General features: G+C 46.6%; 16 protein-coding genes. 13 read left to right on the plus strand and 3 right to left on the minus strand.

Features of this window, described 5'->3' with window-relative positions; genetic code table 11:
- Positions 1-12 precede the first annotated feature (12 nt).
- A complete protein-coding gene (locus LG272_RS08840) occupies positions 13-1,512 on the minus strand; it encodes a CoA-acylating methylmalonate-semialdehyde dehydrogenase (RefSeq protein WP_126758977.1) in 1,500 nt (499 codons plus the stop codon).
- 216 nt (positions 1,513-1,728) lie between these two features.
- On the opposite strand from LG272_RS08840, the gene LG272_RS08845 reads away from it, so the two are divergent.
- Positions 1,729-2,616: an AraC family transcriptional regulator gene (locus tag LG272_RS08845; protein ID WP_404408026.1), complete on the plus strand. Its 888-nt coding sequence runs from the start codon at positions 1,729-1,731 to the stop codon at positions 2,614-2,616.
- Between the two features lie 14 nt (positions 2,617-2,630).
- Positions 2,631-3,479, plus strand: coding sequence for an EamA family transporter (locus LG272_RS08850; RefSeq protein WP_404408028.1), 849 nt, complete (start codon positions 2,631-2,633; stop codon positions 3,477-3,479).
- On the opposite strand, the gene LG272_RS08855 is transcribed toward LG272_RS08850, so the two are convergent.
- Entirely contained in the window at positions 3,476-4,654 is a 1,179-nt protein-coding gene (locus tag LG272_RS08855) for an acetyl-CoA C-acyltransferase (RefSeq protein ID WP_404408030.1), read from the minus strand. The two genes, LG272_RS08850 and LG272_RS08855, sit on opposite strands and share 4 nt — an antisense overlap.
- Positions 4,655-4,845: 191 nt before the next feature.
- Here LG272_RS08855 and LG272_RS08860 point away from each other — a divergent pair, with 191 nt between their 5' ends.
- The 10 genes from LG272_RS08860 to LG272_RS08905 all read left to right on the plus strand — a co-directional run bounded on the left by LG272_RS08860 (position 4,846) and on the right by LG272_RS08905 (position 18,116).
- The gene (locus LG272_RS08860) at positions 4,846-5,277 is read left to right on the plus strand and encodes a MerR family DNA-binding transcriptional regulator (protein WP_126758981.1); all 432 of its coding nucleotides are present in this window, start codon (positions 4,846-4,848) and stop codon (positions 5,275-5,277) included.
- Positions 5,274-6,443: an isovaleryl-CoA dehydrogenase gene (locus LG272_RS08865; RefSeq protein ID WP_404408033.1), complete on the plus strand. Its 1,170-nt coding sequence runs from the start codon at positions 5,274-5,276 to the stop codon at positions 6,441-6,443. Before LG272_RS08860 ends, LG272_RS08865 begins: the two co-directional genes overlap by 4 nt.
- Positions 6,444-6,475: 32 nt before the next feature.
- On the plus strand, positions 6,476-8,083 hold the full coding sequence (locus LG272_RS08870; RefSeq protein ID WP_126758983.1) for a carboxyl transferase domain-containing protein: 1,608 nt from the start codon (positions 6,476-6,478) through the stop codon (positions 8,081-8,083).
- Positions 8,084-8,092: 9 nt separating this feature from the next.
- The gene (locus LG272_RS08875; RefSeq protein WP_126758984.1) at positions 8,093-8,878 is read left to right on the plus strand and encodes an enoyl-CoA hydratase-related protein; all 786 of its coding nucleotides are present in this window, start codon (positions 8,093-8,095) and stop codon (positions 8,876-8,878) included.
- A 13-nt stretch (positions 8,879-8,891) separates the two neighbouring features.
- A complete protein-coding gene (locus LG272_RS08880; RefSeq protein ID WP_404408035.1) occupies positions 8,892-10,850 on the plus strand; it encodes an acetyl/propionyl/methylcrotonyl-CoA carboxylase subunit alpha in 1,959 nt (652 codons plus the stop codon).
- Between the two features lie 9 nt (positions 10,851-10,859).
- Positions 10,860-11,771, plus strand: a complete 912-nt coding sequence (locus tag LG272_RS08885) for a hydroxymethylglutaryl-CoA lyase (protein ID WP_404408037.1) — start codon at positions 10,860-10,862, stop codon at positions 11,769-11,771.
- Positions 11,768-13,711 carry an acetoacetate--CoA ligase gene (locus tag LG272_RS08890; RefSeq protein ID WP_404408039.1) on the plus strand — a complete coding sequence of 648 codons (1,944 nt, stop codon included), beginning with the start codon at positions 11,768-11,770 and terminating at the stop codon, positions 13,709-13,711. Before LG272_RS08885 ends, LG272_RS08890 begins: the two co-directional genes overlap by 4 nt.
- Before the next feature lie 22 nt (positions 13,712-13,733).
- Positions 13,734-15,947: a putative bifunctional diguanylate cyclase/phosphodiesterase gene (locus LG272_RS08895; protein ID WP_404408041.1), complete on the plus strand. Its 2,214-nt coding sequence runs from the start codon at positions 13,734-13,736 to the stop codon at positions 15,945-15,947.
- 3 nt (positions 15,948-15,950) lie between these two features.
- Positions 15,951-17,594 carry an electron transfer flavoprotein-ubiquinone oxidoreductase gene (locus tag LG272_RS08900; RefSeq protein WP_404408043.1) on the plus strand — a complete coding sequence of 548 codons (1,644 nt, stop codon included), beginning with the start codon at positions 15,951-15,953 and terminating at the stop codon, positions 17,592-17,594.
- A 117-nt stretch (positions 17,595-17,711) separates the two neighbouring features.
- Positions 17,712-18,116, plus strand: coding sequence for an H-NS family nucleoid-associated regulatory protein (locus LG272_RS08905; RefSeq protein ID WP_126758990.1), 405 nt, complete (start codon positions 17,712-17,714; stop codon positions 18,114-18,116).
- A gap of 48 nt (positions 18,117-18,164) precedes the next feature.
- Here LG272_RS08905 and LG272_RS08910 read toward each other — a convergent pair whose 3' ends face one another.
- Positions 18,165-18,812, minus strand: coding sequence for a hypothetical protein (locus LG272_RS08910; RefSeq protein WP_126758991.1), 648 nt, complete (start codon positions 18,810-18,812; stop codon positions 18,165-18,167).
- Between the two features lie 233 nt (positions 18,813-19,045).
- Here LG272_RS08910 and tsaA point away from each other — a divergent pair, with 233 nt between their 5' ends.
- A complete protein-coding gene (tsaA, locus tag LG272_RS08915) occupies positions 19,046-19,756 on the plus strand; it encodes a tRNA (N6-threonylcarbamoyladenosine(37)-N6)-methyltransferase TrmO (protein ID WP_126758992.1) in 711 nt (236 codons plus the stop codon).
- Positions 19,757-19,803: the final 47 nt, after the last annotated feature.

Consider the following 19,803-nt stretch of genomic DNA (forward strand, 5'->3'; position numbering starts at 1 on the left):
GACAACGTCCTATTACTTCAAATGAATCGTCATATTTGGACCATTGGCATCAGCGATATCGCTTTCAAACCAACGCGCAGTAATGGTTTTGGTTTCACTGTAGAAACGCACTGCTTGCTTACCATAAGCATGCAAATCACCAAAGAACGAGCCTTTCCAGCCAGTGAATGAGAAGAACGGCAATGGTACCGGAATTGGAATATTGATACCGACTTGACCCACTTCAACATTGTGCTGGTATTTGCGCGCCGCGGCGCCACTAGCAGTGAAAATTGAAGTGCCATTACCATAAGGATTCGCATTCACTAGTGCCAGCGCGTCATCGAGTGTTTCAACTTCAGTGGCACAAAGTACCGGTCCAAAAATCTCGTTCTTATAGATTTCCATGTCGGTCGTTACTTTACTAAACATCGTTGGGCCAACCCAATTACCATTCGGGAATCCATCCACTTTACAATCACGACCGTCCACTAAGAGCTCAGCGCCCTCTTTCTGACCTTGTGTGATGAAATTTTCTACCCGTTGCTTCGCTTGTGGACTGATCAATGGACCGTATGCCGCATTTGTATCATTCCAGGCCCCTGGCTTCACTTTCGCCAATTCTGCTGCAACTTCAGGAATCCACTCACGTGCTGCGCCAACGAATACCGCGACAGAAATCGCCATACAACGTTGCCCTGCAGCACCAACCGAGGCACCAACCAAGTTGCTGATCACTTGTGATTTGTTTGCATCAGGCATGATCACGCAATGGTTTTTCGCACCCGCAAATGCTTGCACGCGTTTCATGTTTTCAGTGCCACGACGATAGATGTATTGACCTACTGCCACAGAACCAACAAACGAAATCGCGCGTACCGCTGGCTCATCTAGTAAGAAATCAACCTGCTCTTTACCACCGTGAATCACCTGCAACACACCTTTCGGAGCGCCTGCTTGCTCGAACAATTCAACCAAACGCGTTGGCGTTAAAGGATCTTGCTCAGATGGCTTCAAAATAAATGTATTACCGCAGGCAATTGCCAATGGGAACATCCAAAGTGGAATCATCGCTGGGAAGTTAAATGGCGTAATACCTGCACACACGCCAAGTGGCTGCGTATAGCTATAGCTGTCAATGCCGCGCGCAACGTTTTCAACCGTTTCCCCCATCAACAATGATGGAATATTGGCTGCGTGTTCAACCACTTCGATGCCGCGCCATACGTCGCCCTTCGCATCATCAAACGTCTTGCCTGTTTCGCTCGCAAGAATTTCAGCAATTTCATCATGATGCTCTTTCAGCAACGCTTGATAACGCATCATCACACGAGCACGCTCAGAAACCGGAACTTCTTTCCAAGTCAAAAACGCTTTTTTCGCGCTCTCAACCGCTTTCTTCATCTCGTCCTGTGTTGCACAAGGTGCTTGCGCAATCACTTCTTGCGTGGCCGGGTTGGTCACGTCAATCCAGTTACTGGTGTTCGACTGCACGAATTCGCCGTCGATAAATAAAGGAACTTTCTTGCTCATCTGTATAACCTCTTTATTGAATACTTCAACTGCAATATTAGCTATTGGATATTAGATATTAGGCAAAACACAAATACCCAATACATCGGTTCTAATATCTAATATCCAATAGCTAATATCGTTTTCGAATGTCATCCATTGTCGTTGTTTTCGAAGTCCTTTAACATCGACGATTTTGCCCCTATAATGGACAAAATTGTGATCTGGGAGTCTTCCATGAGCCAACCTTCATCGTGGCCACTTCCACCTGGAAGTTCGCGTGTTGTTTTGCCATTACAACTGACCCGACAGCTATCTCGACACCCGCTGACGAAGCATCTATATCCGCTTGCATATGGCCATTATGTCGATGCCCAAGGACACCAAGTAGAACGCCAGCAACATACCGATTACTTGCTCATATTTTGCCATCGCGGTAGCGGCTGGTATCGAACCGAAACTGCCAGCGGCAATCTGCGTGCTGGACAATTATTGCTATTACCCGCTGGGCAAGCCCACGCTTATGCTGCTCACAACGAGCAGCCCTGGAGCATCTACTGGGCGCATTTTCAAGGTTCCGCAGCAGCGGCATGCCTCGAATTTCTTGAGCTAACCAACCAGCAACCGGTATTAACGCTAGCTCGTTGGCGGCAACTTATTCCAGTGGTTACCGATCTACTCAACTTGCAAACCCAGCGTCACCAATTTGCCGCAGCAGTCGTCGCAGCGAGCTTATTGCAGCGAATTATCGCCGAATTGCCGCGCTTAACCGCAACCATGCAAGCACCACAAGGCTTTGATTTGCCAGCGCTGGAGCGCTTCATGTACGACAACTCTCATCGCGACTTAAGCCTAGACGATTTTGCTGATTTTGCTGGTTTATCACGCTTCCATTTCAGCAAAAAATTTAAGCAATTCACAGGCACCAGCCCGATGCGTTACTTTAACCAAATTCGGGTTAAAATAGCTTGCCAGTTGTTAGATGCCTCAACCGATTCAATTCGTCAAATCAGTCAACAACTTGGCTTCGATGACCCATACTATTTTTCGCGACTGTTTAAGAAAACGATGGGTATTTCACCGCAGTACTATCGCGAAAGTTCTGCCACCAAAAGCACTCAATAAATAAGGAAAAAATTATGTGGATACTTTGGGCTGTAACCGCACTGTGGGCTGCAAGCTTTTCACTCATTGGAGAGTTTCTTGCCGGCCATGTCGACGGTTACATCGCCGTATTCATCCGCATGATCCTTGCGTTAGCATTGTTTTTACCGCTGTGGCGCCCTGCTCGTCTTGCGTTTCGCCAGCAGTGGCAACTCGCGGTAATTGGTGCCATTCAAATTGGCGTAATGTATCTCTTTCTCTACCACGCGTTTCTTTATCTATCTGTTCCTGAAGTGCTTTTATTTACCATTTTTACGCCACTTTACGTGACGCTTATTGACGATGTATTTTTCCAACGCCGCCATTTACCGGCTCGTTGGTGGCTCGCTGCGGTTGTCGCCGTCATTGGTGCCGCAGTCATCCGCTTTGAATCACTGAGCGATTCTTTTGTGATTGGCTTTTTACTGATTCAAGCAGCCAACCTATGTTTCGCTGCCGGACAAGTGTTTTATAAACGCCTTGAACTTGGTAATAGTCGCAATCAAGTACACGCCTTCGCTCTATTTTTTATTGGTGCCACCGCCGCATCTGGTATAGCGATGGTACTCTTTGCCGACTTCTCAAAATTACCGACAACCCAGTTAGAATGGGGCATTTTATTGTGGCTTGGCCTCGGCGCATCTGGCCTCGGTTACCTTGCATGGAACCTTGGTGCTAAGCGCGTGAACGTTGCGCAACTAGCCACCATGAACAATATGCTTATTCCAGCTGGCTTGCTGATAAACTATGCGTTTTGGGGGCAAGCCGTAGACTGGCCACGGCTTGTCCTCGGTGGTGCCATATTGATTAGTTCAGTATGGCTCGCGTCGAAACGACCGGATTAAATCATTTCAACAGCAACAGCAACGGCTTCACCACCACCAATACAGAGCGATGTGACGCCACGTTTCTTGCCGCGTTGTTTCAATGCGTGTAGTAGCGTCACCAACAAGCGTGCGCCGCTCGCACCGATTGGGTGACCAAGTGCGCAAGCACCGCCATGCACGTTCACTTTGTCATGGTCAATATCTAGTTGCTGCATGGCAAGCATCGTTACCATCGCAAATGCTTCGTTAATTTCCCACAAATCAACGTCGTCCTTGCGCCATTGAACTTTGTCGAGCAATTTATTCATTGCACCAATTGGGGCCACGGTAAATTCAGCGGGAGCCTGCGAGTGTGTTGCATGCCCTACGACACGCGCTAATGGTGTTAAACCACGAGCTTTCGCATCACTTTCGCGCATCAACACCAATGCCGCAGCGCCATCAGAAATCGAACTAGAATTCGCGGCCGTGATGGTGCCATCTTTAGCAAAAGCTGGACGCAGACCAGGAATTTTCTCGGGCATCGCCTTACCCGGTTGTTCATCAATTTCAACCGTCACATCACCTTTACGCGTGCTGTAAGTCACTGGCACAATTTCATCTTTAAACAACCCGTCTTTAATTGCTGTTTGAGCTCGACTCAAGGATGCTAAAGCAAAGTTATCCATCGCTTCACGACCAAGACCATACTCATCTGCAGTGCTTTGTGCGTAGCACCCCATTGCTTTGCCTTCATAGGCATCTTCAAGACCGTCCAGCATCATGTGGTCATAAATGGCATCGTGGCCCATGCGGAAACCCGCACGCGCTTTCTTCAACAAATAGGGCGCATTCGACATGCTTTCCATGCCACCAGCAACCACCACATCAGCCGAGCCGACATGAATTAAATCATGGGCGAACATCACCGCTTTCAACCCAGAACCACACACTTTATTAATGGTTGTCGCACCAGCACTGCGTGGTAGCCCTGCATACAACGTTGCCTGACGCGCAGGCGCCTGCCCTAAACCGGCCGGCAACACGTTGCCCATAATGACTTCCTGCACATCGTCGCCCTGCAACCCACTCTCTGCAAGCGCCGCTTTAATGGCGATCGCGCCTAAATTGGGGGCGCTCACTTCGGTCAAACTGCCTTGAAAACCACCCATTGGGGTGCGTTTGGCGGCAACAATTACTACTGCATCAGACATAAATACTCCCTTGAAGACCCACTTCGATATTAGCTATTGGATATTAGATATTAGCTCTGATGTATCGGGCTTTGGTGTTTTAACTAATATCTAATATCCAATAGCTAATATCGCTTTCGGGCTTTCTTACCTTTACGTTAACGTCAACTTGTTTTAAGCTTAACGCCCTCAACCATGACAAGCAAGCAAAAATGAACGCAACAACCATCTACAGCATCGGCGAATTAGCCCGTGAATTCGACATCACCACTCGTAGCATTCGGTTCTATGAAGACCAAGGCCTGCTCTCGCCTAAACGGCAAGGCCAAACGCGACTTTATACGAATAAAGACAGAGTGCGTTTGAAGCTTATTCTAAGGGGTAAACGGCTTGGGTTCTCGTTGGCAGAAACCAAGAATTTGTTTGACTTGTATGACATGGAAAATAGCAGCGCACGCCAGCTACATACCGTTTTAGCGTTGATTGATGACAAGAAGATGTCACTCAAACAGCAACTTGAAGATATTAAGGTTCTTTTAGTAGAACTTACGAACTTAGAAGATCGTTGTCGCGATGAACTTGCCGAAATTGAAGCAAATCAGTCCGCAACGAGTTCTACAGCAGAAACTCAGGAGCAGTTATGATTAGTCAGTATACCACCTTTAATTTCGGCCTCGGCGAAACCGCGGATATGATCCGTGAAACCGTGAATGCCTTTGCGCGTGATGAAATTGCACCACGCGCTGCGGAAATTGATGAAAAAAATGAGTTTCCTGCTGATTTGTGGCGCAAAATGGGTGATCTCGGCTTACTTGGCATGACCGTTCCTGAAGAGTTCGGTGGATCGGGTCTTGGTTATCTCGAACACGTTGTGGCAATGGAAGAAATTAGCCGCGCGTCGGCTTCCGTTGGTTTAAGTTATGGCGCACATTCAAACCTATGTGTGAACCAAATTGCACGCAACGGCACTCCGGCACAAAAAGAACAGTATTTGCCCAAATTATGTAGTGGCGAGCATGTTGGTGCGCTGGCGATGAGCGAGCCGAATGCCGGCTCTGACGTCGTGAGCATGAAGTTACGTGCTGAATTGCAAGGCGACCACTACGTGCTAAACGGCAATAAAATGTGGATTACAAATGGTCCTGATGCAGACGTACTTGTGGTTTACGCAAAAACCTCACCAGATAAAAACTCGCGCGGCATTACTGCCTTTATAATTGAAAAAGATTTCGCTGGTTTTAGCACCGCACAGAAACTCGATAAATTAGGCATGCGTGGTTCGAATACCTGCGAATTGGTATTTGACAACTGTAAGGTTCCTGCTGAAAACGTTCTAGGCGAAGTCGATTGTGGCGTTGAAGTATTGATGAGCGGTCTTGATTATGAGCGCGCTGTGCTTGCAGCAGGTCCATGCGGCATCATGCAAGCTTGTCTTGATGTGGTGATTCCATACGTTCACGACCGCAAGCAATTCGGAAAAGCCATCGGCGAATTCCAGTTAGTACAAGGTAAAGTAGCAGATATGTACACCCGCACAAACGCAGCTCGTGCTTATGTGTATGCCGTAGCTCAATCATGTGATCGCGGCGAAACCACGCGCAAAGATGCCGCGGGAGCCATTTTGTATGCTGCTGAATTAGCGACACAATTAGCCCTTGATGCCATTCAATTACTGGGCGGAAACGGTTACATTAACGAGTATCCGACCGGACGCCTATTGCGCGACGCAAAATTATATGAAATTGGCGCCGGCACCTCAGAAATTCGCCGTATGTTGATAGGCCGCGAGCTATTCAGCGAGTCAGCTTAATTTTGCGCAACTAATTATCAGGAGTCGCAATCGTGACGGTATTAACCAGCACAGTGAACCCAAAAGACGAAACATTTTTGGCCAATCAACAAGCCATGCAAGAAGTGGTTGATGATTTGTTTGCCAAAGCCGAACAAATTAAGCAAGGCGGCGGCCCAAAGTACCAAGAGCGTCATCTTTCTCGCGGTAAATTACTAGCCCGCCAACGGATCGAAAAATTACTTGATAGCGGTTCGCCATTTCTTGAGATTGGCCAATTTGCAGCATGGGATTGCTACGAAGATTACGTTCCAGCTGCGGGAGTGGTGGCCGGAATTGGTCGTGTTGAAGGTGTGCAATGTATGATTGTCGCCAACGATGCAACGGTCAAAGGCGGCACCTATTATCCGTTAACAGTGAAAAAGCATCTTCGCGCACAAGAAATTGCCGAGCGCTGTCACCTACCCTGTATCTATTTAGTGGATTCAGGCGGCGCTAACTTGCCGCGCCAAGACGAAGTATTCCCAGATCGTGATCACTTCGGCCGTATCTTCTTCAATCAAGCCAACATGTCGGCAAAAGGAATTCCACAGATTGCTGTGGTAATGGGCCTATGTACTGCGGGTGGCGCGTACGTGCCAGCGATGGCCGATGAAAGTATCATCGTCAAGGAACAAGGCACAATTTTCTTAGCCGGACCACCGTTAGTTAAAGCGGCCACAGGTGAAGAAGTAAGCGCAGAGGAGCTCGGTGGCGCCGATGTTCATACTCGCATATCTGGCGTAGCTGACCATTTTGCGATGAATGATGAACATGCCTTGGCTCTCGCCCGTCGCTCAGTCGCGCGCTTAAATTATCGTGGCGCACAACCAGTTCAGCCGAGCGCAGTAAAAGAGCCTCGCTTCGATGCGAAAGAGTTATATGGCATCGTTGGTACCGACTTGCGTAAACCATACGACGTGCGTGAAGTCATTGCACGTATTGTTGATGACTCCGATTTTGATGAGTTTAAACAAAATTACGGTAACACGTTGGTTACCGGTTTTGCTCGCATTCACGGCTACCCAGTCGGTATTGTCGCCAACAACGGCATTCTTTTCTCAGAATCGGCACAAAAAGGTGCGCACTTCATTGAGTTATGCGCACAACGCAAAATTCCATTAGTGTTTTTACAGAATATTACTGGCTTCATGGTTGGTAAAAAATACGAAGCTGAAGGTATCGCAAAACACGGCGCCAAAATGGTTACCGCAGTAAGTTGTGCCCAAGTACCTAAATTCACTGTTTTAATTGGCGGTAGCTATGGTGCTGGTAACTACGGTATGTGTGGCCGTGCCTATGATCCAACCTTGATGTTCATGTGGCCAAATGCACGTATCTCGGTAATGGGCGGCGAACAAGCTGCCGGTGTCATGGCGCAAGTGACTAAAGATAATCTGGCGCGCAAAGGCGAAACAATGAGCGCCGAAGACGAACAAAAGCTTAAACAGCCAATTATCGATACCTATGAAAAGCAAGGTCACCCCTACTACGCTTCAGCACGGTTATGGGATGATGGCATTATTGACCCAGCACAAACGCGTACCGTTTTGGGGCTTAGCTTAGCCGCTGCCAACAATGCACCAATTGCCGACACCAAGTTCGGCGTATTCCGGATGTAAGGAGGCGATATGGCTTACCAAGCAATTGATCTGACAGTCAATGGTCATGTGGCTTATCTGACGTTAAATCGGCCAGAGGTTCACAATGCATTCGATGACGGCATGATCGCTGAACTCTTGCATGCGCTAGGAAGCGTGCGCGCAAATGACAATGTTCGCGTTCTCGTTTTGCAATCGAATGGCAAGAACTTCTCAGCAGGCGCTGATTTGGGCTGGATGCGCTCTATGGCTGCAAAAAATTACGATGAGAATATTGCCGACGCGGGTGAACTATCGCGTCTCATGCAAGAGCTCGACGAGCTACCAAAACCAACCATCGCCTTAGTACAAGGCGCAGCATTTGGTGGCGCAGTCGGGTTAGCGGCATGTTGTGATATAACACTCGCGACGCCAGCAAGCAGCTTCTGTTTGAGCGAAGTAAAAATCGGCCTCATTCCAGCTGTGATTAGTCCGTATGTAATGCGCGCCATCGGCACCCGTCAAGCACGTCGCTATATGGTTACCGCCGAGCGCTTTAGTGCCGATGTTGCCCACCAAATTGGATTAGTACACGAGGTCGTTGACGATCTACAAACCGCGGTGCGTCCATTAATCGATAGTTTGGTGGCCAACAGTCCTGCAGCCGTTACCGCGGCCAAGCAGCTTGCATTAGATATCGATCAGCAACCGCTCAACGCAAATACACGACGCGTGACGATTGAACGTATCGCAGAAATTCGGGTTTCGGCAGAAGGTCAAGAGGGCCTCAGTGCATTTTTAGAAAAACGCGCGCCGAACTGGAAAACCACTCAATAATTAAGGAACAGCAATGTTGCAAAAATTGCTAATTGCTAACCGCGGCGAAATTGCTTGCCGCATTATTAAAACGGCTCGAGAACTGGGTATTCGTACCGTAGCAGTTTACTCAGATGCAGATCGTCACTCCCAACACGTGCAGTTAGCCGATGAAAGTATTCATATTGGTGCGGCACCCAGTGCGGAGAGTTACCTCGTCATCGACAAAATTATTGCCGCCGCGAAGCAAACCGGCGCCGACGCCATTCACCCAGGCTATGGCTTTTTGTCAGAAAACGAAGATTTTGCCGACGCGTGTGCTAGCAACAACATTATCTTTGTCGGGCCACCAACCAGCGCCATTGCTGCAATGGGTTCGAAGAGTGCTGCCAAGGCAATTATGAGCGAAGCTGGCGTACCACTGGTACCGGGCTATCACGGTAGCGAGCAAAGCGCTGATAAACTGCGCACCGAAGCCGAAAAAATTGGTTACCCTGTGCTACTCAAAGCAGCCTACGGTGGTGGCGGTAAAGGCATGCGCGTGGTCGAAAACGCGAAACAGTTTGATGAAGCCTTAAGCTCAGCCAAACGCGAAGCACAAGCTTCATTTGGCAACGACAAAATGCTCGTAGAAAAATTCATCGGCAACCCGCGCCATGTCGAAATTCAAGTGTTCTGTGATGAGCACGGCAATGCGGTCTATCTCGCGGAACGTGATTGCTCAGTGCAACGACGCCATCAAAAAGTCATTGAAGAAGCCCCAGCTCCGTCCATGAGTACCAACACCCGTCAAGCGATGGGTGAAGCTGCTGTGCGTGCTGCACAAGCCATTGATTATGTGGGAGCGGGAACAGTTGAGTTTTTGCTCGACACTGACAATAAATTTTATTTCATGGAAATGAATACCCGTTTGCAAGTTGAACATCCGGTCACGGAAATGGTTACGGGCCAGGACTTAGTCGCATGGCAGCTGATGGTGGCTAGTGGCGAGCCCCTACCACTTGCTCAAGATCAGATTGAAGTAAACGGCCATTCATTTGAAGCGCGAATTTATGCCGAAGACCCTGAGCACGAGTTTTTGCCAAGCACCGGAACGTTACATGTGCTGCAACCACCAACAAGCAGCGACTATGTGCGTGTCGATAGCGGCGTTGTCGCTGGTGATGAGGTGAGCTCATATTATGATCCCATGATCGCCAAACTCATTGTTTGGGGCGAAAATCGCACCGTTGCTTTGCGTCGATTGATTCAGGCGCTAAACGATTACCGCGTTGCTGGTGTGCGCACTAATATCGACTTCCTACGTCGTATTGCGGGCCACAAGAAATTTGGCCAAGCTGAATTAACCACACGCTTTATTGAAAAGTATGAAGCGGATCTATTCCCAGACACCAGCCATTTAGTAAACGACTATGCGGTGATGGCAACTTTAGCTGAGCGTTTTGCTGAAAAATCAGTTGATAACCAAAACCCATGGTTTACACAACATAGTTTTCGTTTAAACCAACCCCGTCAATTTGCACTCAGTCTGCAATATGGTGAAACGCTGCATGATATCCAATTGGTTGAACGAGACCAAGCTTGGTATCAAATTGACCACAACGATGCGTGGCAAGCTGATCGTATTGGCGAACAATGGTTCTTTAGCAAGAATGGCCACCGCTTCCAAGCGCATATTTTGCGTGCAGATCACGACATTGTGGTGATGACTGAACATGCCAGTTTGCGGTTCAATCGTCATAACGTTACTGATACGCTTGAACAAGAAAAGGCAGCTGGTAGCCTCACTGCTCCTATGAACGGTACGGTTGTTCAAGTGATGGTTAAAGCTGGCGATACAGTGACTGCAGACCAAGCACTCGTAATTATGGAAGCGATGAAGATGGAATATACGATTCGTGCGCCACGCGATGGCGAAGTTGCCCAAGTGTATTATCAGGCTGGCGATCTTGTCAGTGATGGCGCCGAATTGATTAGTTTGAATGATGAATAAGGATACCCCATGAGTTTGCCGCAACAGGTGAGAATTGTTGAAGTAGGCCCACGCGATGGGCTGCAAAACGAGCAGGCTGTGCCCGTTGAGGCGAAAATTGAACTCGTGAATGCGTTGGCCCGAGCTGGATTGTCCTATATCGAGACCGGTGCATTTGTCAGCCCTAAATGGGTGCCGCAGATGGCCGACAGCGCCGCTGTATTTGCCGGTATCGAGCGCCTCGACGGTCGTACCTATGCCGCTTTAACGCCCAATTTGAAAGGCTTTGAAGCGGCTGTTGCTGCTGGTGCCGATGAAGTCGCAATTTTTGGCGCCGCGTCAGAAGCTTTTAGCCAGAAGAATATCAATTGTAGCATCGCTGAGAGTTTTGACCGATTTGCTCCGGTTATCGAAGCAGCTCAAGCGCAAAATATGAAAGTGCGCGGTTACGTGAGCTGTGTTCTTGGTTGCCCGTATCAAGGTGAAGTTAGTCTTAGTGACGTCGCCTATGTTGCCGAAAAACTTTGGCAAATGGGCTGTTACGAAATTTCGCTAGGCGATACCATCGGTGTCGGTACCCCACTCCATGCGCAGCGTATGTTAAGCGCCGTAGCAGACAAAGTGCCGATGCAACAACTCGCATTACACTTCCATAATACTTACGGCCAAGCGCTTGCCAATATTTCTAGCTGCTTACCCATGGGCGTTGCAACTATCGATAGCGCGGTAGCTGGGCTTGGCGGTTGTCCATATGCCAAAGGCGCAAGCGGCAACGTTGCCACCGAAGATGTGGTTTACATGTTGCACGGTATGGGTATTGAAACCGGTATTGATCTTAACCAGCTGGTGCATGCTGGCGCGACAATTTGCCAACACTTAAATCATGGCCCGCGCTCAAATGTTGCACTAGCAGAACTAGCTAAACAGGAACACACAAAATGACAACGAAAATCATGTGGCAACCTGATTCAAGCCAAATAACAGCCGCACGCATGACGGATTTCATGCAAAATGTGAATCGCAAACACGGCGCCGACTTAACGACATATAGCGAACTACATGATTGGTCAGTTCAAAACCACGAAGCGTTCTGGCGCGACGTTTGGGATTACTTTGATGTCATCGGCGATGCCGGTGAGCGCACGCTTGTCGATGGCACTAAAATTCCTGGAGCAAAATGGTTTCCTGACGCGCGACTAAACTTTGCAGAAAATCTATTACGCTATCAAGATGATCACATTGCTTTAGTTTTTCGTGGCGAAAACGGCGCTCGGCAACAGTTAACTTACGCCGAATTGCGCCATGAAGTCGCGGCTTTAGCCGCAGCATTTAAGCAACAGGGTGTTGTCGCCGGCGACCGCATTGCAGCGATGATGCCAAACTGTATTGAAACCATTATTGCGATGCTCGCAACCACCAGCTTGGGCGCTATTTGGTCGAGTTGCTCACCGGACTTTGGCGTACAAGGCGTGGTCGACCGGTTTGGCCAAATTGAGCCAAAGCTTTTCATTACTGTCGACGGCTATTTCTATAACGGCAAGCAACTCGACATCAGCGAAAAAGTGAACGCTATTCGTGCTGAGCTAACTTCCGTTGAAACCACGGTCGTTGTTAATTTTGCAGGTTTTAACCATCAATACGACGCCACCTCGGTCGCTTGGAACGACTATTTAGATCGTTCTGCAAGCACATTAGAATTTGTGCGTATGCCGTTTAATGCACCGCTGTACATCATGTTTAGTTCTGGCACGACCGGCGTACCGAAATGTATTGTTCACGGGATTGGCGGCACACTATTGCAGCACATGAAAGAGCATGCATTGCACACTGATATTGATCGCGACGATGTGTTTTTCTACTTCACAACCTGTGGCTGGATGATGTGGAACTGGCTGGTCTCTGGCCTTGCTCAAGGCGCCACGCTCGTTCTATTTGATGGCTCACCGTTTTATCCAGAACCGGCGGCACTTTGGCATATTGCCGAACAAGAACAAATAAGTGTTTTCGGCACCAGCGCAAAATATCTGTCGGCGCTGGAAAAAGCTGAGTATAAACCAGCAACTGTGCACAATTTAAAGGCATTGCGAGCCATTCTAACAACCGGCTCAGTGCTTGCACCGGAGAGCTTTGATTTCGTTTATCGCGACATCAAGTCTAACCTGTGTTTGTCATCAATTTCAGGTGGTACCGACATTGTTTCATGCTTTGCTCTTGGCAATCCAATATTGCCGGTATATCGCGGTGAACTTCAATGCAAAGGCCTTGGTTTAGACGTGCAAGTATTCAATGACAACGGCCAAGCAGTGGTGCAAGAAAAAGGTGAGCTTGTGTGTTGTAACAGCTTCCCGTGTATGCCGATCGGGTTTTGGAACGATAACGATGGTCAGCGCTACTTTAAAGCCTATTTTGCGCGGTTTGAGAATACCTGGGCACATGGTGACTATGCTGAAATTACTGATCATGACGGGGTGATTATTTATGGTCGCTCCGACGCCGTGCTAAACCCAGGTGGCGTGCGTATCGGCACAGCAGAAATCTATCGCCAAGTTGAAAAGATTGATAGTGTGCTTGAGAGCATTGCCATTGGACAACGCTGGCAAGACGATGAACGTGTCGTATTATTCGTGCGTTTGCGCGAAGGTTTGAAGCTTGATGATGCATTGCAGCAAGAAATTCGCCAGATAATTCGTCGAAATGCCACGCCTCGTCACGTTCCTGCGGTCATTGCTCAAGTGACAGATATTCCAAGAACGATTAGTGGAAAGATTGTTGAGCTAGCAGTTCGCCAAGTTGTACACGGTGAAACGGTTAAAAACACGGATGCATTAGCGAATCCTGAAGCCTTAGAGCAGTTTCGTGACCGCGCTGAGCTAAATCAATAGAAATATAATTAGGAACTCTAGCATGAAGCAATGGCGCTCTTTGATCATCACCGCAGGCATTGGGCTCGCAATTACAATTGCGGCGACTCTTTTGCTCGAGCAATATGACCATAAGCGCATTGCTGAACGCATGCGAGCAGATGCACAAAGTTTAGAAAGTAACGTAAGAGGAAGCTTAATTCGCTTGCTATATGCAGGTGAAATTGCGGGTGAACTATTGAAGATGAGTGAAAGTGAACCCGCACAACAACTGCCACAACTTCGCCGCGCGGTGAATTCTTTTTATCAATCCGTACAACACATTACCGTACTTGATGAACAACTTAATTTTATTGATCAAGAATTACTAAATGGTTCCGAGCAAATTATTGTAGAGAGTTATCAAGGTAATCCTGAGCAACTACTCAAGCTACAGCAGTCAAATGATGCCACGGTATTTATGCCGGCGCACAACCTCTCTCTTAATAATCATGATTTGGCCTTGTTTTTACCCATTATAAACGTTGAACAGCGTTACTATGTTGCAATGGTTGTTGCTGTGCAGGAACTCCTCAAAAGCACCATACATCATCATATTATTGAAGGCTATCAAGTTGAAGTTAAGCAAAATAACGAAGCCATCTACGCATTCGCTGGTAACACCGAATTAAAAAACGAATGGAATGCGGAATTCACGATACGGGTCGCCGACCAGCAGTGGCAATTTTTAGTGTGGCCAACACCTTTAAAATTTTCGGAAATGCACGTCGTAAATTCCTATATCGTGCCGTTACTCGGTATGTTTTTAACGGGTTTCTTCATGTTGCTAGTGTTTCGCATGAAGCTGCAGCAACAGCGCTATGAACAACTCAAAAACAACAATGAAGACTTGTTGCTTCAATTACAAAAACGCGAAGAAATTGAGCAGCAATTAGCTTACCTTTCGGAACATGATGCACTCACTGAAGTACCGAATCGAAACGCCCTGCTTCGGTACCTGCACGAGCGCCTACCCGAATTAGCTATTCATCAAGGTCAGTTAGTTGCTATTCAACTCAACGTGGATCACTTTAAAGAAATTAATAACGCCCTTGGTCATAAAATTGGCGATGAGTTACTGCGTCGCCTTGCCCACCGCATTCAACGCTGTCCGGTTAAGTTTGATTTTATCGCGCGTATTGGCGGTGATGAATTCCTTGTTGTCAAAGAAGGTGTAACCACCGATCAACAAGCAACAGAAATAGCCGATCAATTAGTTAGAATTGTAAAACCTGAGTTTTACATCAATAGCCACGAGGTGTACGCCTCAGCGTCAATGGGTATCGCTTTTGCAAATGATGCAGATTTTGATGCAGATAATTTATTGCGTCATACGGACGCGGCTTTGAATCAAGCGAAAAAGTCGGATTACCACGGCATCAATATTTACAATCGTTCGCACCAATCGGAGCTATCTAAACGTCAATTTTTGTTAGAGCAACTGCATAAAGCTGTGGAAGCGCACCGCGTTGAAGTGCACTACCAGCCAATTTTTGATTTGCGCTCGAAACACGTGACTGGACTAGAAGCACTGATGCGTTGGCGTCAGGACGATGGTGAATTAGCACTACCGGAAGAGTTCTTATCGCTCATTGAAGACACTGGTTTAATTGTGCCGCTTACCGACAACTTGTTAAAACGAGTGTTAAATGATTATCGTGAATGGCTAGCAAGCGATCATACGCAATTAACGATTCACATCAATTTATCAGGCAAGCAGTTAGCATTACCTGAATTACCAGAGTTATTGCAAACCAACTTACGTCGCTACAATGTGCCGGCAGAGAATTTATACATTGAAATTCGAGAAGATTTGTATTGTAGCCATGCTTGTCAAGAAGACGGGGTACTCGCGAAATTGAAGGCCATTGGCGTTAAACTAACAGTTGATGGCACTGGCCTAAACTTTATTACAATGAAGGCGATGCAATTATGCCCGCCTTATCTATTAAAGATTAGCCACGCATTGCTTTCAGAAATACCGCACAATAAAGTGCAGGCGTTAATTGCCGACACCATGATAAAATTTGCCCATGAACGCGGTATTCACATATGTGCTGTCGGTGTAGAAACACAACAACAAATTGATTTTTTATTGCAGCGTGATTGTTTATCTGCGCAAGGTTACTTCCTCGCGCGCCCTGTTCCTGCAGAACAAGTTCAAGGTATGCTCGAACATCCTGATCAAACAAATAATGACACGCCTTACCAGGAGTAAACTATGCAACGCGAAAGTATGGAATTTGATGTCGTCGTCGTAGGTGCAGGCCCTGCCGGTTTAAGTTGCGCCATACGTCTTGCTCAGCAAGCGCAAGAGAGCAATCAAGAGTTAATGATTTGCGTAGTCGAAAAAGGCTCAGAGGTTGGTGCCCACATCTTATCAGGAGCGGTTTTCGAACCACGCGCATTAAATGAATTAATTCCCGATTGGAAAGAACGTGGCGCGCCACTCAAAACAGAAGTAACTGGCGATGAAATCATGTTGTTTAAAAACGCTGAGAAAGCGACTAAATTGCCAGGCTTCATGGTACCTAAAACATTCCACAACAAAGGCAACTACATCACCAGCATGGGGAATGTCTGCCGTTGGTTAGCAGAACAAGCTGAACAACTTGGTGTCGAAATATTTCCCGGATTCCCGGCTGCCGACATTATTGTCGAAGACGGTCGCGTTGCTGGCATCATTACTGGTGATATGGGGCTTGATAGTAAAGGGGAACAAAAACCTGGATTTGAACCTGGAATGGAACTTCGCGCTAAATACACTGTATTTGCCGAGGGCTGCCGAGGCCATCTAGGTAAACGTTTACAACAGCAGTTCAACCTCGCCGAAGGGAAATCACCGCAACACTATGCGATTGGATTCAAAGAAATCTGGGACATCCCGGCAGACCAGCATCAGCCCGGCTTAGTGGTTCATACAACAGGCTGGCCTCTTGCAGATGAGGCGAGTGGCGGTGGCTACTTGTACCACGCTGAAGATGGGCAAGTGTACGTTGGTTTAATCGTCGACTTGAATTACAGCAACCCGTACTTAAACCCATTTGGCGAATTCCAGAAATTCAAGACACATCCTGAAATTGCTAAAACTTTAAAAGATGGCAAACGAGTAACTTATGGCGCGCGAGCAATTACAAAAGGTGGATTCTACGCACTGCCGAAAATGACGTTTGCCGGAGGTGTGCTTGTTGGGTGTAATGCCGGGACGCTTAACTTTGCCAAAATTAAAGGAAATCATACGGCAATGAAATCTGGCATGATAGCTGCTGAAAGCATCTTTGCTGCGTTACAAAACACTGATACACCGGCTGAGCTGCCTGATTTTGCCGAACGCTTTGAAAAATCGTGGCTCTATGAAGAGCTTTATTGCTCACGTAATTTTGGTCCAGCTGTGCACAAGTTTGGCACCATCTTGGGCGGAGCGTACAACACCATTGATCAGAATCTGTTTGGCGGCAAACTACCGTTCACCATCAAAGATGAGAAAACCGATCACGGGCAAATGCGCAAAGCCAATGAATGTAAACCGTTGGAATATCCAAAGCCCGATAATAAATTAACTTTTGACCGTTTATCGTCGGTATTTTTATCAAATACTAACCATGAAGAAGATCAACCATGTCACCTTCAGTTAAAAGACAGTTCAATTCCATTGAAGGTGAATCTTCCTGAATATGCCGAACCTGCGCAACGGTACTGCCCTGCTGGCGTTTATGAAGTGGTGGAAGAAAATGGTGAGGCTGTATTTAAAATAAATGCTCAGAACTGTATTCATTGTAAAACTTGCGATATTAAAGATCCGTCGCAAAACATTACGTGGGTAACACCAGAAGGTACTGGCGGACCTAATTACCCGAATATGTAATTTATTTAAATGAATTAACTTTGTGTGTAAGATATTTAAGACAAATTTTTAAGATTGTCGTCTTAATAAACTCTGTATTAAATTAATTACACACATTGTTAATAAATTGGAATAAATATGAGCGAGTTTTTGAAAATTTTAAACCATGGACGACGTTTAAAGGCAGCAGTAAAGGAATTATCTGTCACTGAGTTAGAAGAAGTACGAGAAAAATTAAATAAAGTAATCGAAGAGCGTCGCGAAGAAGAAGCGGAACTTAGAAAGCTTGAAGCTGAAAAACAACGAAAAATCGAAGAAGTAAAACGCTTTATCGATGAAGCTGGTATTGATTTAGCTGAACTTGTTGGCGAACCTTCAATCACAACAAAAACACCGAAAAAACGTGCTCCTAAACCACCTAAATACGAAATTACCGACACTGAAGGTAATCGAGTGACTTGGACCGGACAAGGTCGCATGCCAAAAGCATTAAAGGCCGCAGTTGACTCAGGTAAATCGTTAGAAAGTTTTCTCATTAAGTAACAAAAAGCCCCGCCAAGCGGGGCTTTTTATTTGAGTTTGTTGATACAATTAATGCACAGTAATATCGATATCACCCACACCAGTATCAACACTCACTCGATGCTTACCTGAAGAATTAGCACGGCTATTGGCAGTCATCAGAAAACGATTATTTTCAATATTGCCTAACCCTTTAATTGTGCTGTCACCAACACCAACATCTGTTTTAATGGTCTTATAGTCGCCATAAATATCTAAATCAACTTCACCAACACCTAAATCAATTTGTATATCAGTGGTCCACAAATCGCCATTAATTTCACCAACGCCTAAATCGGTTTCAACACGATTAACTCGCGGTAATTTAATAACCCAATCCAATTGAATACCATCTTGGTTCGAAACTCGCAGTGTTAACTGATTTCCAGCTTGCTCGGCAACAAGTTCAGCATCTTCAACATTACCGTCTTTGTTAAATACAGTGTCATCATCTTTGTAGGCACGAATAGAAACTTCCATAACATCGCCTTCTGTGCGCTCAAACGTAATGGTTCCCACGCCAGAATCAAAGCTCAGTTCTGTTTCAGCGGAAACGCTGTATTCCGCATTGATGTGCTTTTCATGCTGCTGTGCATTTGCGGTAAATGGCAAGCTGATCACGGTAATACCTGCGATCATTCCTAAGGCAATACTCCAAGTGGTGCGTTGACGGTTCATTGTTGTTGTCTCCGTAATGATTCATGTTGTCATCGTCGTTATAGGACGTAGAAAATTCACTCGAAGTTTATAAAGCAATTATCATGCCAATTATTTATCCTTTATTATTCAATATCTTATAAATTTATCCAGCATTCGTTTTTCATCATAAAATAGTCAAATTCACAAAATTATGCTCAAATATTACAAATTTGATTCGACCAGATACACTCACCATGCCCAAGCATACAAATATGACTTCTCATAGCATTGAGCCGATAGGATTCATTGAATCCCCCTATCCCGAGAAGTTTGCCGTACCGCGACAACCAGGACTCGTTTCTGCAGCAAAGGCTCGAATCGTATTGCAAGGTGATTATGGACATCCTGATTGTGTTCGGGGTTTGAAGGAGTTCTCCCATATATGGGTTTTATTTTTATTTCACCAAACCACAGCTCAGGGTTGGAAACCTCTGGTACGCCCTCCACGTCTGGGTGGCAACGAAAAACGCGGCGTATTTGCAACTCGCTCGACGTTTCGTCCCAATAATATCGGTTTGTCGGTGGTTCAAATGATCAATATCGAACATCAAAACAAGCAGACGATTATTGACGTGCAAGGTGCTGATTGGGTAAATCACACACCGGTGGTTGATATTAAGCCTTACGTGCCCTACGCCGATGCCATAGCAGAGGCAACTGGCGGCTTTGCGCCAACCGCGCCAGAAAAAAATTTGATGACTACCTTCAGTGATCAAGCACTATATGAACTGCAGCATCTAATGCCGCAATATCCGGAATTACAAGCGCTAATAACCCAAGTACTTGCGCAAGATCCTCGCCCCGCCTATCAGCAACACGACGATGATGAACGCGAATACGGCATGACGTTATACAACGTGAATATTCGTTGGCGCGTGCTGAATCAACAAAATCATGTAATAAGTATCAGTAAAGGCTTTTGACACAGCGCCGCTACTGATAGAATTTCACGGTAATCACACCATTGGAA

Source organism: Pseudidiomarina marina, from assembly GCF_044807045.1.
GTDB lineage: Bacteria > Pseudomonadota > Gammaproteobacteria > Enterobacterales > Alteromonadaceae > Pseudidiomarina > Pseudidiomarina marina.

Coding starts and splice junctions, on each gene's coding strand:
- LG272_RS08840 (WP_126758977.1), bottom strand. CDS start 1,512: ATGAGCAAGAAAGTTCCTTTATTTATCGACGGCGAATTCGTGCAGTCG.
- LG272_RS08845 (WP_404408026.1), top strand. CDS start 1,729: ATGAGCCAACCTTCATCGTGGCCACTTCCACCTGGAAGTTCGCGTGTT.
- LG272_RS08850 (WP_404408028.1), top strand. CDS start 2,631: ATGTGGATACTTTGGGCTGTAACCGCACTGTGGGCTGCAAGCTTTTCA.
- LG272_RS08855 (WP_404408030.1), bottom strand. CDS start 4,654: ATGTCTGATGCAGTAGTAATTGTTGCCGCCAAACGCACCCCAATGGGT.
- LG272_RS08860 (WP_126758981.1), top strand. CDS start 4,846: ATGAACGCAACAACCATCTACAGCATCGGCGAATTAGCCCGTGAATTC.
- LG272_RS08865 (WP_404408033.1), top strand. CDS start 5,274: ATGATTAGTCAGTATACCACCTTTAATTTCGGCCTCGGCGAAACCGCG.
- LG272_RS08875 (WP_126758984.1), top strand. CDS start 8,093: ATGGCTTACCAAGCAATTGATCTGACAGTCAATGGTCATGTGGCTTAT.
- LG272_RS08880 (WP_404408035.1), top strand. CDS start 8,892: ATGTTGCAAAAATTGCTAATTGCTAACCGCGGCGAAATTGCTTGCCGC.
- LG272_RS08885 (WP_404408037.1), top strand. CDS start 10,860: ATGAGTTTGCCGCAACAGGTGAGAATTGTTGAAGTAGGCCCACGCGAT.
- LG272_RS08890 (WP_404408039.1), top strand. CDS start 11,768: ATGACAACGAAAATCATGTGGCAACCTGATTCAAGCCAAATAACAGCC.
- LG272_RS08895 (WP_404408041.1), top strand. CDS start 13,734: ATGAAGCAATGGCGCTCTTTGATCATCACCGCAGGCATTGGGCTCGCA.
- LG272_RS08900 (WP_404408043.1), top strand. CDS start 15,951: ATGCAACGCGAAAGTATGGAATTTGATGTCGTCGTCGTAGGTGCAGGC.
- LG272_RS08905 (WP_126758990.1), top strand. CDS start 17,712: ATGAGCGAGTTTTTGAAAATTTTAAACCATGGACGACGTTTAAAGGCA.
- LG272_RS08910 (WP_126758991.1), bottom strand. CDS start 18,812: ATGAACCGTCAACGCACCACTTGGAGTATTGCCTTAGGAATGATCGCA.
- tsaA (WP_126758992.1), top strand. CDS start 19,046: ATGACTTCTCATAGCATTGAGCCGATAGGATTCATTGAATCCCCCTAT.